Below are 14,811 nucleotides of genomic sequence, written 5' to 3'. Positions count from 1 at the left end.
TACGGAGCCCGCTATGACTACAGAGACCCCCTCGCCCCTCGTTCAGAAATTTGGCTCAGGTCTTACCACCACCGAAATCGTTGATGGTGTCGGCCTGGTTTCGATCGACAATCCGCCTGTCAATGCGCTCTCGCGCGATCTTCGCGAAGCTATGATCGACGCCATCAACCATCTCGCTGCGAAACACGACGTTCAGTCGATCGTCCTTCTTGGAAAAAACGGTACGTTCATCGCCGGAGCCGACCTAAAGGAGTTCGGCAAACCCCTGACCGATCCCACATTGCCGGATGTCATTGAAACCATCGAGCAGTGCTCGAAGCCAGTCATCGCGGCAATCGAAGGGGCGGCACTCGGCGGTGGCTACGAAATCGCCCTCGGTTGCGACGCGCGGATCGCGACGGAAAAGGCTGCCGTCGGACTGCCGGAAGGAACCTTCGGAATAATTCCAGGTGCCGGGGGCACCGTCCGACTGCCTCGGGTGACTGATGCCGTCACCGCACTCGACATGATCGCGTCTTGCCGTCAAGTCAAAGCTCCAGAAGCCAAGAACCTCGGCCTCATCGACGCTATTGTTGGGAAAATTCCAGACGATGCGATAGCCTATGCTCGTGCCTTCGGGACCACGAAGATCAGATTAAGGGACAGAGAACCAAAGCCCTTCGATCACAAGGCGTTTGACCTTGCCGTCCAGCAGGTCTTGAAACGCGGTCGCGGGCGACCCTTCGTCTTCGACCAGACCGAAGCAATCTGGCAGGCAGTCACGGTTCCCTTCGATGACGCGCTCGCGTCAGCCCGCACCGCATTTCGGCGCCTTCGCGATTCCGATGAGTCGGCGGCCCTGCGGCATCTTTTCTTTGCGGAAAGACAGGCCGCGCGTATTGAGGGCCTTGCGGACGCTTCTCCCTTATCGGTCAAGACGGTCGGTGTCGTCGGAGCCGGAACGATGGGCGCGGGGATCGCCGCCGCTTTTCTCGCAGCAGGCTATCCGGTGAAGCTTACGGACCTCAAAAAAGAGGCTCTGGCAAGCGCTCGGACCCGCATTGAAGGTTTTCTCGCGAAAGCCTCGAATCCCGCCGAGCTTACATTGGTCGATAATTTCGAGGAACTTTCAGATTGTGATCTGCTCCTCGAAGCTGCCTTCGAGGATCTGGCGGTGAAGACCGACCTCATGGCTCGTTTCGACAGTTTCGCTAAGGCTAACGCGATCCTCGCGACCAACACTTCCTATCTGGATGTCAATGTCATAGCAGCCGCGACGGCGCGCCCTCAATCCGTTGTTGGACTGCATTTCTTCGCGCCGGCACACATCATGAAGCTTCTGGAAATTGTTCGGGGCGATGAAACATCGCCGGAAGTCCTGCAGGCTGCTTTTGCGATCGCAAAACGGCTTCGGAAGGTCGCCGTTGTTTCCGGAGTCGGAGAAGGCTTCATCGGCAACCGCATATACAACGCTTACCGCGCGCAGAGCGAAGCGATGCTCATCGATGGCGCTAGCCCGGATGAAATTGATACCGCCCTTGAAGCGCTCGGTTTTGCCATGGGGCCGTTCAGCGTATCGGACCTGTCAGGGCTCGATATTGCTTGGGCTAACCGGAAGCGAAAGCAGGAGGCACGCGGGGAAAAGAGCGGTGACGTTCCGGTTCTCGAATGGCTCGTTGAAGCTGGGCGGCTCGGGCGAAAGACTGGTGCCGGCTGGTATCGGTATGACGATGGTCAGCGTGCGTCAGACCCAGACGTGAGAAATCTCATCGCGAAGGCGCGGGCGCAATATGGCGCTGCGCCGCGGTCGCTTGATCGGGACGAGATCCAGGAGCGCGCGCTTTGCGCGATCGTCAACGAAGCGCTGCTCGTTCTGGAGGACGGCATTGCTGCGCGATCGTCCGATATCGATCTCGTCCTGATCAACGGATACGGCTTTCCGAAATATCTTGGCGGGCCGCTCTTCTGGGCGAAACGTCAGCCGCGCGAACGGCTGGAACGCATTCTCGCAACCGTGGCTGGCGACGGCCGCGTCGGGAATCTCGCGTTGCTCGACTGAATCAACCCATACTCTATGGAGGAATCCGATGTCCGCAGCTTACATCTGCGCCTATATCCGCACGCCAATCGGCCGCTTCGGTGGCTCGCTCTCTTCCGTGCGGGCAGACGATCTCGGCGCCATCCCCTTGAAGGCGATCATGGCGCAAAATCCCAACCTCGACTTCGAAGCCATTGATGAAGTGGTGTTCGGATGCGCCAACCAGGCGGGCGAGGACAATCGGAATGTCGCGCGTATGTCGTCGTTGCTCGCAGGCCTGCCTGTCAGCGTTCCCGGCACGACCATCAACCGGCTGTGCGGCTCCGGCATGGATGCCACAATCACCGGTGCGCGCGCCATTGTTTCGGGTGAGGCTGATCTGGTAATTAGCGGCGGCGTCGAAAGCATGAGCCGTGCGCCGTTCATCGTGCCGAAAGCCGAGACGGCCTTCTCTCGCTCGATGGAGATCCACGACACAACGATAGGCTGGCGCTTCATCAATCCTCTCATGAAGAAGCAGTACGGGGTCGACTCGATGCCGGAGACCGCTGAAAACGTGGCGGATGAATTCAAGATCAGCCGCGATGACCAGGATGCTTTTGCTGTACGTTCTCAAGCGAAAGCCGCCCAGGCCCAGGCAAATGGCCGCTTCGCTAAAGAGATCACCCCGGTCACGATCCCGCAAAAGAAGGGCGACGCACTGATCGTCGACACGGACGAACATCCCCGCGCGACAACCATCGATGCTCTCGGCAAGCTCCGACCGATTGTCCGCGCCGACGGCACTGTTACGGCCGGCAATGCTTCAGGCGTTAATGACGGTGCAGCGGCGATCCTTCTAGCATCCGAAGCGGCCGTCAAGAAATACGGCCTGACTCCGATCGCACGCGTTCTTGGTGGCGCGACCGCAGGTGTAGCACCGAGGATCATGGGATTTGGCCCTGCGCCGGCGACCAAAAAGCTGATGTCCCGCCTTGGAATGCGCCAGGAGCAGTTCGATGTCATTGAGCTCAACGAAGCGTTCGCATCTCAAGGGCTTGCGACGTTGCGTGACCTTGGCATCGTCGACGACGATCCTCGCGTGAATCCAAATGGGGGTGCCATCGCCCTAGGACATCCATTGGGTATGTCGGGCGCTCGGATCACGGGCACGGCGGCGCTGGAGCTGGCGAACACCGGCGGCAAATTCGCCCTCGCGACCATGTGCATCGGCGTTGGTCAGGGCATCGCGATCGCCCTCGCGTCAGTATAAGCATTGAAGGCTGGGCGGCGTCTCGTCGCCCATTTCCGAATTCCAGCTTGTTGTTCGTCACCTGAATGAACGTTGGCGTGCAGAACAGAAAAGCCGCAACCTGGTCGGGCTGCGGCTTTTTCCTTAACCATCACTTTCAGATTGCTTTACGCCATGGCCCGCAGGTCAGGCTTACGCTTTCGACGCGAGGCAAAAGGCCCAAAGGGGATCTCCGGCGGCGCGAAGGTCTCCGCGCTCGCCCGGTCCCAGCGATCGTACCAATCCGCCAACTCCGGAATTTCCTCCTCCGACAGCAGAAACCCTTCGGGCAAATATGGATACGCCTCATTGCCATCAAGGAATTCGTTGTCCGACTGGCGGAACATGAAGTGGTACGGCATGAAGTCGCGAGGATCGGTCAGGCCTGCGGCGCCGGCAATCTCGCTCAAGGCGCGCATCGTATTGCGATGGAAACGCGCGACACGGTCGCTCTTATCACCTACATCAATAGCACGCTGACGGGCCTGATCTTGCGTGGCGATCCCAACCGGGCACTTGTTCGTATGGCATGCCTGAGCCTGGATACAGCCTACGGCAAACATAAAGCCCCGGCCGGAATTACACCAGTCTGCACCAAGAGCAAGTGCGCGGGCGATATCGAACGCGGAAATGATCTTCCCCGCTGCGCCGAGCCTGATATCGTTGCGAATGCCCGCGCCACGAAGCGCGTTATGAACGAAGGTCAGGCCCTCAAGCATCGGCATGCCGACCCGATTGGCGAATTCCACCGGAGCGGCTCCTGTTCCTCCTTCCGCACCGTCAATCACGATGAAATCCGGTTTGATTCCGGTTTTCACCATAGCCTTCACCATGCCGAGAAACTCACGGCGATGACCGATACAGAGCTTGAAGCCTACCGGCTTACCGCCAGATAGTTCGCGCAATCTGGCGACAAATTCCATCAGACCGACAGGCGTGGAGAACGTGCTGTGTGCTGGCGGTGAGATGCAGTCTACACCCATGGGAATGCCCCGCGCCTCGGCAATTTCAGGCGAGATTTTCGACGCCGGAAGCATACCGCCGTGACCAGGCTTCGCGCCTTGGCTTAGCTTGACCTCGATCATCTTTATCTGAGGGTCGGCAGTGATTGCAGCAAACTTCTCCTCTGAGAAGCTTCCATCGTCTTCCCGACACCCGAAATAGCCGGAGGCGACCTGATAAATTAGGTCGCCACCACCTTCGCGGTGGTAGCGGCTGATCCCCCCTTCCCCGGTGTCATGGGCGAAGCCGCCCTTCTTGGCTCCCCGGTTCAGAGCTGAAATCGCGTTGCCGGAAAGGGCACCGAAGCTCATTGCGGAAATATTATAGAGGCTGGCATCATAGGGCTGGCGACAACTGCTCCCACCGATACTCACCCGGAAATCGAAGTCGGTGATATGTGTTGGCGTGGCAGAGTGGGTGAGCCACGAATAGCCGGCGCCATAAACATTTTCGATCGTCCCAAACGGTCTTTTGTCCTCGACACCTTTTGCGCGTTGATAGACCAGCCCTCGCGCCTGCCGGCTGAACGGAACCTCCTCGTGATCAGCCTCGATCATATACTGTCGGATTTCCGGACGGATGCTTTCCATGAGAAAGCGGATATGGCCGATCACCGGATAGTTCCGAAGAATAGCATGCCTTCTTTGCTTGATGTCGTAAACGCCAATCAGCGCGAGCGGAACAAGAACCACGGCAGGGACTGCCCACCAAGGGCTCGAAAGCGCGAGGCCCATGACCGAGAGGAGTGAACCCAAGAGAATTACGAGGAAGATGGCGTACCGCTGGTACAGGATCATAATTCCATTCCCTATTCTTCGTCGACGAGCGGGGCACGCGGTCGGAAGATTGCGATGAAGTACAGGTCGGTGAAAAATGAGGAGCGGCTATGCCGCTCTTTCCGCGATGTTTATGCCGGTGGCGAGGCGATCTTCGATGTAGAGCTTGCGTAGCTTTGCAGTCGCCGGACCGGGTTTGCCAAGTCCAACCGGATGACCATCGATCGAAACAACAGGCATAACGAAGCTGATGGAGTCGGTGATGAACGCTTCTTCCGCATTCTTGGCTTCTTCGAGCGTGACCGCAGCCTGACGTGTTTCAAGCCCCGCTCGTGCCCCGAGATCCAGAACCGACGCGCGAGTGATGCCATGCAGTAGGGCGTTTGAGAGGTCCCGCGTAATCAGAATGCCATCCTTGGTGATGATGTGGAAATTCGCTGAACCTGACTCCGTTATGAGGCCATCCTCCACGAAAAGCACATCATCATAGCCTTCGCGCAACGCCTCCGTCTTGGCCATTGACGAGTAGAGAAGCTGTACCGTTTTGATCTGCCGGTGAGCCCATCGCCCATCAGGTGCTGTCTTCATTGTGATGCCACGTTCCCAGCCAGGGTTAGCCAGGATGGTGCGCGGCTGCGTGAACATCACGATCGTCGGACGGAGGCCATCGGTGTAGATAAAATTGCGGTCTTCCGCGCCACGGGAAATCTGCAAATAGACTAAGCCATGCGTAATGCCATTCCGGCGCGCGATCTCCTGGTGCAAAGCCAAGAGTTCACCTTCCGCGACCGGCATCGGAATTCCGAGCGTTTCGAGCGAGCGTTTCAGTCGATCGGTGTGGCCCTTGAAATCGATCAACTTGCCGTCAGCAACGGCAGTTACCTCATATATCGCATCCGCAAAAAGAAATCCGCGATCGAAGATCGAGATCGTTGCTGCCGTCTCGTCCAGCCATTGGCCGTTGACGAACACTGTCCTGCCCATTGTGCGCGTTCCTGTCATTTCGTTGGAAAAAATTGTGGGGCAGTCGCGGTTAGCCAATTGCCTTTTGCAGCTCCGGTAGGACCTCAAAGAGATCCCCGACAAGGCCGTAGTCCGCTACTTGGAAGATCGGCGCCTCCTCGTCCTTGTTGATCGCCACGATCACCTTCGAGTCCTTCATGCCCGCCAGATGCTGGATCGCGCCCGAGATGCCGCAGGCGATGTAGAGCTGCGGTGCAACCACCTTGCCGGTTTGGCCGACCTGCCAGTCGTTCGGCGCATAGCCGGCATCGACGGCGGCGCGCGATGCGCCGACGGCCGCACCGAGCTTGTCGGCGACCGGAAGGATCACTTCCTGGAATTTTTCAGACGAGCCGAGCGCGCGGCCGCCCGAGATGATGATCTTGGCAGACGTCAGCTCCGGGCGGTCCGACGAGGACAGCGCATCCTTGACGTGGCTCGAAAGGCCCGGATCGGCGGCGGCGGAGATCGTCTCGACCGAGGCGCTACCGCCCTCGTCGGCGGCGGCGAAAGAGGCCGTGCGCACGGTGATCACCTTCTTGGCGTCGGTGGACTGCACCGTCTGGATGGCATTGCCGGCATAGATCGGACGCTTGAACGTATCGGCCGAGACGACCTCGACGATTTCCGAGATCTGCGCCACGTCGAGCAGGGCGGCAACGCGCGGCAGCACGTTCTTGCCGACCGAGGTCGCGGCCGAGACGATGGCGTCGTAGTTGCCGGCAAGCGACACGATGAGCGCCGCCAGCGGTTCGGCGAGGTTGTTGCCGAGGCTCGCATCGTCGGCGACGAGCACCTTCGTCACGCCCGAGAGCTTTGCAGCGGCTTCGGCGGCCGCCTTGGCGCCCGAGCCGGCGACGAGCACATGCACGTCCGAGCCGATCTTGGAAGCGGCCGTCAGCGCCTTGGCGGTCTGGTCGGAAAGGGTTGCGTTGTCGTGGTCTGCCAGAAGAAGAATGGCCATGGTTGTGTTCTCCCTTTCCTGCTTAGAGCACGCCGGCTTCGGTCTTGAGCTTTTCGACCAGCTCGGCGACGCTCTTGACCTTGACGCCCGCCTTGCGGCCCGACGGCTCCTCGGTCTTCAGCACCTTCAGGCGCGGGCTCGTGTCGACGCCGAAGTCGGCAGGCGTCTTCTTGTCGAGCGGCTTCTTCTTCGCCTTCATGATGTTCGGCAGCGAGGCATAGCGCGGCTCGTTCAGGCGAAGGTCGGTGGTGACCACGGCCGGAAGCTTCACGTCGATGGTCTGGAGACCGCCGTCGACTTCGCGCGTCACGGTCGCCTTGCCGTCGCCGATCTCGACCTTGGAGGCGAAGGTGGCCTGCGCCCAGCCGAGAAGAGCGGACAGCATCTGGCCGGTCTGGTTCGAATCGTCGTCGATGGCCTGCTTGCCGACGATGACGAGGCCGGGCTGCTCGGCCTCGGCGACGCCCTTGAGGATCTTGGCGACGGCGAGCGGCTCGACGGCGTCTTCCGTCTCGACCAGCACGGCGCGGTCGGCGCCCATGGCGAGAGCGGTGCGCAGCGTTTCCTCGGCCTTGGCCGGGCCGATGGAGACGACCACGACTTCCTCGGCCTTGCCGGCTTCCTTCAGCCGAAGCGCCTCTTCCACGGAGATTTCGTCGAACGGATTCATCGACATCTTCACATTGGCAAGCTCGACGCCCGAGCCGTCCGCCTTGACGCGAATCTTAACGTTGTAATCAACGACCCGCTTGACTGGGACCAAGATTTTCATAGCAGCCTTGCCTTCCATTTAAGGACGCAGCACCGCACCCAACGCGGGCGTGATAACGGCCTACGCTCTACTCCGTAACAGATGCAAATACTTATATTCCGTTCCGTCGGTAAGTAAATAGAAATCTTGGGGCGCGCTTGCTCTCGTCGAGAGCTGTTATCAGAGCAAGTTAGGTCACCGAACTCCTGGAGGGACTCTTTTTTCCCTTCCGACCCGTCGTTAAGTTGGCAACAAGAAGTTTGATCGGCGTATTGGTGTTTGTTGCGCATTGGTAATGTGGTAGCAAAAGAGAAATCCCACTCTGCGCGAGCAAACACCTACATCAGAGGCCCAATGAAGCAGACCAAGACAAAGCCCCGCATGGGACGACCGCCCGTTCTCGAAAATGCTCGCGATCGCATTCTTGACGAGGCCGCAGTCTTGTTTGGAGAGGGCGGCTTCGACAATGGCTCCATGAATGTCGTTGCCGAGCGGCTTGGCGTCTCAAAGGCCGCCGTCTACCATTATTTCGACACCAAGCAATCTGTCTATGACGCCATTATCGTACGCACGTTGGGCGGACTGCTCGAACACGTCAGTCGAGCTGTTGCAGCGTCCACCACCGCAGAAGACAAACTAAAATCATTCATGGTTTCGCACGCTGCATACTTTGAAAAAAACTATTGGGGTTTTGTCTGCATGCTGATCGGATACGGCGGCATGGCAAATCCGGGGCTGAAAACCGAGGCCAATCAGCTTCGTATCGAGTATGAGAGTATACTTCGCGGAATTCTTCGCGAAGGAATGGCAACCGGCGCCTTCCGTGAGGCGGATGTGACAACATCATCTCACTCGGTCTTATCTATGCTCAACTGGATGGTCCGCTGGTTCAAGCCAGGCGGTCAAAAACGCGCAGAAACTGTTGCAGCGGAATATTTTGATCTCCTTACCAATGGCCTCTACAAAAGATAAGAGAAAGAGCCGCGGGGGTATGCCGCATTGTTAAAGAAGTCACGGTACAAACATTAGTGCGCGCCGACATCAGGTGTCGGAAACGTCTTCTCGCCGGAATGCATCTGCTAAGGCCGTGACAAGGCCGACGACCTTTCGGCGCATCCTATGTGAACTGATCCGTGAGAATGCAAGGTTGAGATCACGCCCTTCGTTCGTCTCGAGAAAGCTGGCAAGCTCGGGCGCCGCAGCCACCATACCTTGCCCCGTATCGTCCGCACCGGGAAAGAAATACGAGGGCGGCACGCCGAACGTCTTCGCAATCACAGCGAGGCGGCTGGAACTCACCCGGTTCGTCCCCTTCTCGTATTTCTGGATCTGCTGGAAAGTGACGCCGAGGGCGGCAGCCAGGGTATCCTGGCTCATACCCCTCAAGCGCCGCTGCGCTTTGATCTTGCTTCCGACTTCCACGTCGATCGGGTCAGGCGTCTTCGCCATTCAATTTTCCCCGATCGTTTCGATAATATCGTACTTTTTGACGATCGCGCCGACGCCACTATTGAGCAGCGCGACCATTACCTCTTTGGTCACTGGGACGGTCACGACCCGCTCTAGATGCATTGGCGGTAAATCGTGGTCCGGTTCATTTGAAACCGCTTCGCGTAAATCAACGAGCGCCTGGCGGGCACTCTCCGCACTACCGAAAAACGGATTTCGGACCACATCGTCACGCCAACGCGACCCGGCCGACTGGAAGGTGGGCGAATAGGTGTAGCATGTGAAGGAAGGTGCTGCTGACACTCGGTTTCCTCCCAGAGCAACGCGGTACGCCCCCGCTTCTGCTCTTTGACCCCTGGTGATCGGGGAGTTGGAAACCGCATAGCACGGCCCTACGGCCTTTAGCTCCGAGGAACCTGTTGCATACGCCGCAGGATCCCCGACCGCAAAGGTCGAAGAGTGGTGCCATGTCGCGGCACCTGCCTAGCTATGAGGGGTTTCCACGCCCCAAAGCAGCGCGTGACTGCTTCAGCCGTGAGTCTAGGCGATCACGCGGCGCGGTGCAAACACTCAGAGTAGAAATTCCGAATGAATTCAGTCGATAGATGCTGAAGATGGTTCCCCCGATATGCGCCCAGCGATATGGCTGCGTTTCAGTATCAGCGAAACAGACGGCCAGTTGTGCAGCCAGACGGAAGGTGAACGCCATGGACGAGCAGAGCGAGACGATAACGATTTCCAGCCGCAGCGATTTCGCCCTTTGGGCAATTGAACGGGCTAAGGCGATTGTTGCTGACGAAGGCGGCAATCTCGCCATCGCCACGCGTGACCACGGCGAAGACGAAGTTGCCGCAACGGCCAACGCCCTTGGCCAGGCCATCGTCGATGCCCTGCTTGAAGTCTTCGATGGCCTGATGCAGGAATAGCGGCGGATTAACGCTCCGCGCCGTCGCGACCATTGTCTCGCTGGCGGTCCTGTTCCGCTTGGTGGAGAACCTGCTGGCGATGTTCATCCTGTGCATTTTTCGCCGCGCCTGCCTGCTCGCGGGCGGCCCGAGAGGCGCGGCCAGTGGCAATAGCCTGCTGCTGTGCCGCGATGGCGGGATCGACGGTAGAAGGGGCCGGTCGGCCCTGCGCCTGACCGTCATCTGAACGTGCCGCCGCCGATGTACCCCCTCCCCCATTAGTTTCCGTAGCCGACCTTACCTGCTGCATCTCGATATCGCGACGCTGCTCCGCGAACAGTGCAGAGATCTCGCGCCGCATTTCCTCGACCGCCTGGCGCTCGGCGCTGCTATCAACCATCCCTTCAAGGCGATCCATCGATTTGGTGGCACGCGAAACGCGCTCGTCGAACTGTTTCAGCGATAGGGGCATAGCGTTTTCCTTCTGCTGTTGAATGGTTGTGATCAGGGCCTTGAATTCCGCTAGTGGCTCGTCCGGCGGCGCAGCGGACCGCTCGGTCAAAGTATCGAATTTCTTCTGCAGCCAAGGCGACGGCGCACTATGCTTCGCGGAGCCGGCCGCCTCGACGACGACGGAGGCACGCAATCCATGCGACAGCAACCGCGTCTGAAAACCTCTGGCAACGGACCGTGTCTCGGAACCGGGACCAAACTCTTCGCCCTGCTTGGCCAACTCGCGCTCAATCTTGCTGACGCTCGCGGTCGTTGGCGCCAGGACCTGGACGGACTTCCCCGCGACGGAAATCAATTTGGCCTCGACGCCGATAGCGCCTTCGAGAATAACAGCCACCGTCTCGCGTTCCATGGCCTGTTCGACTTCCAACCGGAGAAGAACGAAGCCGCTGGCACGCAAAGCAGCATGCGGTGCATGAGTGGTCGCCGCGGCTGCGAACCTGTCGGCTGCTGCGATGACCGAGTGCTTCGCCCCTGCCCCCTTCAGCGCGATGGCCGTCGCCTGCCATTTCGGGGCGAGCGCGAGGTTGCCATTGGAGAGTGTCGCTCGATCGACAACGCCCACCCACTTGCGCTCGACACGCTGATTGACCGCAGCAGACTTCAGATAACGTGGATCGGATCGGCCGCGCTCATAGGCGCCGGCCTGTGCTTGGCTATAGGGTCGGGTCGCCGCAACATCCGCGCGACGTGTAGCGACCATGGCGATGCCGTGCTCGCGCGCCTTCGCTGCGAACCGCTCCCGCCATGCATAAAGCTCCGGCTTCGTTAGCCGCAATGCTTTGCCGATATCGTCGCGTGCCGAGATCATCGTGTGGACATGCACATGACCGGTATCGGGGTGATGAGCCGTGATCCAGCGATGGCCGGCCACCTGCTCGCTAAGGAAGTCACGAACGGCACGATTCATCGCTTCCGCATCCGTCCCGGCTCGGGCGGAGAAAATCACATGGAAGGCATTGCGCGGCTCGACGGTCCGGATGTCGCTCGACCAATTCCGCCAGATGCTGTCTACCATGCTCTTGATCGCCGGGCCACGCTGCACCTGCTCGCCGGCGCTAGTGATGGCATGCTTTTCCGTGCGGAGGAACTTCTCGAGGAAATAGCGGCCCGACTTTTCAGAGACCGCGGCGCCGAGAATGCGGACCTCGGCCGAGACACCGGCGTTCGACAAACGGCGCGCAATATCGGTCTCGGCGTTCTCAACCGCCCGCCCCGGCCCTTCTCCCTTTTCGCGCATCCTGAGCGCACCGACAATCTTCCTTGCCGGAAGATCAGTAACAGCAAAGACGGAAACCTGACCGTCCGGATTGCGAGCATAGAGAAAGGGCTTGGAGCCGAACGCCGAGTTCAGCGCATCGTGAAGATCCTCATCGTTCACCGCCTCCGGCAAATTGATCGACAAGGTGGCAACTGCGTTCACCGCATAGGCTTCGCGAAACTCTGACAGCCATTCCTGCAGAACGGCCGCCCGTTCTTCGCGGCTCGCAATCGTCACACCCTCCTGGTCGATAATCGGGATGTCGACCTTTCCCTTCTCTCCGTTTTCCTTTTCGACCTCCCGCGTACCGAGATAGGTCATCAGACCCACGGCCGACGCCCTGCTCGAAACAGTCGATGTGACCTTGATGACGACTGCCTGCGCACCGGCCGCGATCGCCGCCCGGCTCGCCGTCTCCATCGATGACCGCTTGCGGGAAGAAGATCGCATAACCGGCGGCCGGTCGACGCGCGGCGTCCCGCCAGCCCCTCCTCCGCCGCCGCCCGATCTCCGCAGCTCGTCATCCTCTACGGATTTCGAACCAGCACCAAGAGCGCCAAAAAGGGTGATCACGTCCCGCTCGGAGGCACTTGCAGGCTGGAGGATGGAGGCGATAGTCGGTTCTGGTGAGAGGACAGCAGCTGGCCGGGCTTTGCTGGCGATGCCCGTTGGCACGTATCGTTGCTGGGGCGCCTCGGCGGTCATGGCCATCCGCACCATTCCTGCGCGCCTGTGGCGCTCGTCTTCCTCTTCGAGGAGCGACTTTGTCCGACGCACCTGGAAGCCCTCGATATCACTGAGCAGGCTCGTCCAGTCATACGCCATGACCATCTCTCCTCCGCCCCCGTCGGCTGATCCGCAGCATCAGGTCGACGTCGGCCCGCAGCCGGAAGACACCTTCGAGAAGGCTGCGAAGTGCTGCGTCAAGATGGGGTTCATAGCCGACGCGGCCTTCATTAATACCCCGAACTGCCTGGTTGAGATTGATACCGATGCGGCGAAGCTCCTCGTTCGTAGCGCGTAAAGCGTCGGCTTCGACGGGTCCAACGGGAAGCGGAAGCCCAGCCCGGTCGCGAAACAGCAGCCGGATCACATCGCTGGCGGTGCGGTCTTCACCGCAAAGGTCCGCAAGAGCTTGCCGCTCCTCCGGCCTTAGACGGACCCTGACCACTTCGCTGCGCATCGCTTTCCTTCCTCGCCAGGTTGCCGGAGGCGACCCCAGAGCGCCACCGGCGCGAACCTGAGCCCTGCCGGAGGCGGGGCGACGTCGAGTTTGTACCACAAACTTGACTATCCTGCCACCAAAAACAAACTATATTTTATTCACGATTCATCATCACCACACAAACTCCCTCGCCCAAGCTCCCACTCCAACAACTCAGCTCCAACGTCATCCGGTCCCGTTAACAGTTGCCCGTTGTTCGTGCGATCATTGTCAGCGGTATCACTGGCAATTGCCAATTACCCATTAGCCACTAGCAGTTAACCGTGTTGTGGTTGCTCATTAACAACAGGCAAGTGACAATTGCCCGTTGGTCATTACACGTTGTCGGCGGTCAATCATCAATCGACAATCATCAATGGTGAACGAACAATGGGCAACGACCGCATTGCGGAAAGAGAGACGAGGAACTAACTATAATTTATGCGCAGAATGAAGGAGCCATCATGATCGTCACCATAGCCAACCCGAAGGGCGGAACCGGCAAGACCACCCTCGTCCGTGCTCTCTCCGGCACGGCCGCCCATGCCGGTAACGACGTCTTCCTGATCGACGCCGACAGCCGCGCCAATACGATGCGCTGGGTCACGATGTCGAAACAAATGGACGTCTGGCCCGACCGGCTGGAAGCCGAAAGCTGCCTCGATCCCAACCAGATCTACAAGCTCGCTCTCCATCAGCAGCAGGAGGGCAAGATCGTCTTCGTCGATGTCGAGGGCACGACCAACGAAAACCTGTTCGCCGGCCTCTACTGCGCCGACGTCGTCCTGATCCCGCTGCAGACGACCCAGGACGATGTCGTTGCCGGCATGCAACTCGCGCTGAACCATGTGCCGGTGGTTGAGGAGGATCAGAAGCGCAAGCTCCCGACGATGATCGTCATCAACCAGCACGATCTGGTGACCGGCCGCGCCAAGGCGCATGAACCGCTCCGGGAGATTTTACGCGAGAGCGGTGTCGCACTCGCCTCCCAACCGATCGCGCGGCGGGCGTCCTATCAATCGATTGGCGCCGCCGGCACGCTCCAGACATCAGCGAAGCCGGATCCGAAGGCGATCGCCGAAATGGAAACGCTGCTTGGCGAGCTGCTTGCCCTCTACCGGTCGAAGACCAGCGAGGCGAAGCAATGAGCGACGGCGCAGACAGCAAGAACCTCGTCCTCGGATTGATCTCGACAGGCCGCGACCGCCCTTCGGTTCGCGAGAAGGCAGGGCCTGTTTCAAAACCTGCTGACGAAGACCAGGCGCCGGCGCCATCAGCGAAGCCGCCACTGGCGCGTGGCCAGCTCCGCGACATGGTGGCCAGGGGCGAAAGCCGCGACCCGGTCGCCGGCAAACGCTTCCGTGACACCGAGAAAGTCACCACCGGCATCCATATCCGCGCCGAGGTCCACAAGAAGCTGAAGATCCTCGCCGCGATCGAGCGGCGGAAGTTCAACTCCTACATCGAGGAGGCGATCGACGACTATCTCGAAAAAATCGCCGACCGGATCCCAGATATTTCCTGAGCGGGAAAAGGGAGAGATCATCACGCGCTTCGCTTCGCGGCCTCCCCATTCGGGGTCAGAACAAGAGCTGCTCGAAATCGTACGCTAAGCTTGAACGGAGCGGGAACGCTTGATTGACCGCATTTCAAAAAGGGCATCTATGACCGGACATTCTGGAACCTGATCGCCGGTG

14 protein-coding genes are annotated in these 14,811 nt (G+C 59.5%); 6 read left to right on the top strand and 8 right to left on the bottom strand.

Going from position 1 to position 14,811, the window contains the following annotated elements; all coding sequences use genetic code 11:
• Positions 1-13: 13 nt before the first annotated feature.
• Positions 14-2,038, top strand: coding sequence for a 3-hydroxyacyl-CoA dehydrogenase NAD-binding domain-containing protein (locus L0976_RS25960; protein ID WP_234189810.1), 2,025 nt, complete (start codon positions 14-16; stop codon positions 2,036-2,038).
• A gap of 28 nt (positions 2,039-2,066) precedes the next feature.
• A complete protein-coding gene (gene pcaF, locus L0976_RS25955) occupies positions 2,067-3,269 on the top strand; it encodes a 3-oxoadipyl-CoA thiolase (protein ID WP_234189809.1) in 1,203 nt (400 codons plus the stop codon).
• 146 nt (positions 3,270-3,415) lie between these two features.
• Here pcaF and L0976_RS25950 read toward each other — a convergent pair whose 3' ends face one another.
• The 4 genes from L0976_RS25950 to L0976_RS25935 all read right to left on the bottom strand — a co-directional run bounded on the left by L0976_RS25950 (position 3,416) and on the right by L0976_RS25935 (position 7,803).
• Positions 3,416-5,086: an FMN-binding glutamate synthase family protein gene (locus tag L0976_RS25950; protein WP_234189808.1), complete on the bottom strand. Its 1,671-nt coding sequence runs from the start codon at positions 5,084-5,086 to the stop codon at positions 3,416-3,418.
• An 87-nt stretch (positions 5,087-5,173) separates the two neighbouring features.
• Positions 5,174-6,049 carry an aminotransferase class IV gene (locus tag L0976_RS25945; RefSeq protein WP_234189807.1) on the bottom strand — a complete coding sequence of 292 codons (876 nt, stop codon included), beginning with the start codon at positions 6,047-6,049 and terminating at the stop codon, positions 5,174-5,176.
• 49 nt (positions 6,050-6,098) lie between these two features.
• Complete coding sequence (locus tag L0976_RS25940) at positions 6,099-7,031, bottom strand: electron transfer flavoprotein subunit alpha/FixB family protein (protein WP_234189806.1); 933 nt, start codon at positions 7,029-7,031, stop codon at positions 6,099-6,101.
• Positions 7,032-7,053: 22 nt separating this feature from the next.
• Positions 7,054-7,803, bottom strand: coding sequence for an electron transfer flavoprotein subunit beta/FixA family protein (locus tag L0976_RS25935; protein ID WP_234189805.1), 750 nt, complete (start codon positions 7,801-7,803; stop codon positions 7,054-7,056).
• 333 nt (positions 7,804-8,136) lie between these two features.
• On the opposite strand from L0976_RS25935, the gene L0976_RS25930 reads away from it, so the two are divergent.
• Entirely contained in the window at positions 8,137-8,754 is a 618-nt protein-coding gene (locus tag L0976_RS25930; RefSeq protein ID WP_234189804.1) for a TetR/AcrR family transcriptional regulator, read from the top strand.
• A 69-nt stretch (positions 8,755-8,823) separates the two neighbouring features.
• On the opposite strand, the gene L0976_RS25925 is transcribed toward L0976_RS25930, so the two are convergent.
• Both L0976_RS25925 and L0976_RS25920 read right to left on the bottom strand, forming a co-directional pair.
• A complete protein-coding gene (locus L0976_RS25925) occupies positions 8,824-9,231 on the bottom strand; it encodes a helix-turn-helix domain-containing protein (protein ID WP_234189803.1) in 408 nt (135 codons plus the stop codon).
• Positions 9,232-9,534 (bottom strand): hypothetical protein, encoded by a 303-nt coding sequence (locus tag L0976_RS25920; protein WP_234189802.1) that lies wholly within the window; start codon positions 9,532-9,534, stop codon positions 9,232-9,234. It abuts the gene before it with no gap.
• A gap of 404 nt (positions 9,535-9,938) precedes the next feature.
• Here L0976_RS25920 and L0976_RS25915 point away from each other — a divergent pair, with 404 nt between their 5' ends.
• Positions 9,939-10,157, top strand: coding sequence for a hypothetical protein (locus L0976_RS25915; protein ID WP_137935218.1), 219 nt, complete (start codon positions 9,939-9,941; stop codon positions 10,155-10,157).
• 7 nt (positions 10,158-10,164) lie between these two features.
• Here L0976_RS25915 and L0976_RS25910 read toward each other — a convergent pair whose 3' ends face one another.
• Both L0976_RS25910 and L0976_RS25905 read right to left on the bottom strand, forming a co-directional pair.
• Entirely contained in the window at positions 10,165-12,735 is a 2,571-nt protein-coding gene (locus L0976_RS25910; RefSeq protein ID WP_234189801.1) for a relaxase/mobilization nuclease domain-containing protein, read from the bottom strand.
• Complete coding sequence (locus tag L0976_RS25905) at positions 12,725-13,093, bottom strand: MobC family plasmid mobilization relaxosome protein (RefSeq protein WP_137935216.1); 369 nt, start codon at positions 13,091-13,093, stop codon at positions 12,725-12,727. The genes L0976_RS25910 and L0976_RS25905 overlap by 11 nt, the downstream gene beginning before the upstream one ends.
• Positions 13,094-13,578: 485 nt before the next feature.
• Here L0976_RS25905 and L0976_RS25900 point away from each other — a divergent pair, with 485 nt between their 5' ends.
• Both L0976_RS25900 and L0976_RS25895 read left to right on the top strand, forming a co-directional pair.
• Positions 13,579-14,262, top strand: coding sequence for a ParA family protein (locus tag L0976_RS25900; RefSeq protein WP_234189800.1), 684 nt, complete (start codon positions 13,579-13,581; stop codon positions 14,260-14,262).
• Positions 14,259-14,639, top strand: coding sequence for a hypothetical protein (locus L0976_RS25895; protein WP_234189799.1), 381 nt, complete (start codon positions 14,259-14,261; stop codon positions 14,637-14,639). Before L0976_RS25900 ends, L0976_RS25895 begins: the two co-directional genes overlap by 4 nt.
• The last annotated feature ends 172 nt before the right edge of the window (positions 14,640-14,811 follow it).

Origin of the sequence: Shinella sp. NM-101, from assembly GCF_021401195.1 — a bacterium.
Lineage (GTDB): Bacteria > Pseudomonadota > Alphaproteobacteria > Rhizobiales > Rhizobiaceae > Shinella.
Note: the sequence above shows the minus strand (reverse complement) of the source record. Positions and strands in the feature narration are given on the sequence as shown.

What these genes read in the sequence shown, in the direction of transcription:
- L0976_RS25960 (WP_234189810.1), top strand. Translation starts at nt 14, where the DNA reads ATGACTACAGAGACCCCCTCGCCCCTCGTTCAGAAATTTGGCTCAGGT.
- pcaF (WP_234189809.1), top strand. Translation starts at nt 2,067, where the DNA reads ATGTCCGCAGCTTACATCTGCGCCTATATCCGCACGCCAATCGGCCGC.
- L0976_RS25950 (WP_234189808.1), bottom strand. Translation starts at nt 5,086, where the DNA reads ATGATCCTGTACCAGCGGTACGCCATCTTCCTCGTAATTCTCTTGGGT.
- L0976_RS25945 (WP_234189807.1), bottom strand. Translation starts at nt 6,049, where the DNA reads ATGGGCAGGACAGTGTTCGTCAACGGCCAATGGCTGGACGAGACGGCA.
- L0976_RS25940 (WP_234189806.1), bottom strand. Translation starts at nt 7,031, where the DNA reads ATGGCCATTCTTCTTCTGGCAGACCACGACAACGCAACCCTTTCCGAC.
- L0976_RS25935 (WP_234189805.1), bottom strand. Translation starts at nt 7,803, where the DNA reads ATGAAAATCTTGGTCCCAGTCAAGCGGGTCGTTGATTACAACGTTAAG.
- L0976_RS25930 (WP_234189804.1), top strand. Translation starts at nt 8,137, where the DNA reads ATGAAGCAGACCAAGACAAAGCCCCGCATGGGACGACCGCCCGTTCTC.
- L0976_RS25925 (WP_234189803.1), bottom strand. Translation starts at nt 9,231, where the DNA reads ATGGCGAAGACGCCTGACCCGATCGACGTGGAAGTCGGAAGCAAGATC.
- L0976_RS25915 (WP_137935218.1), top strand. Translation starts at nt 9,939, where the DNA reads ATGGACGAGCAGAGCGAGACGATAACGATTTCCAGCCGCAGCGATTTC.
- L0976_RS25910 (WP_234189801.1), bottom strand. Translation starts at nt 12,735, where the DNA reads ATGGCGTATGACTGGACGAGCCTGCTCAGTGATATCGAGGGCTTCCAG.
- L0976_RS25905 (WP_137935216.1), bottom strand. Translation starts at nt 13,093, where the DNA reads ATGCGCAGCGAAGTGGTCAGGGTCCGTCTAAGGCCGGAGGAGCGGCAA.
- L0976_RS25900 (WP_234189800.1), top strand. Translation starts at nt 13,579, where the DNA reads ATGATCGTCACCATAGCCAACCCGAAGGGCGGAACCGGCAAGACCACC.
- L0976_RS25895 (WP_234189799.1), top strand. Translation starts at nt 14,259, where the DNA reads ATGAGCGACGGCGCAGACAGCAAGAACCTCGTCCTCGGATTGATCTCG.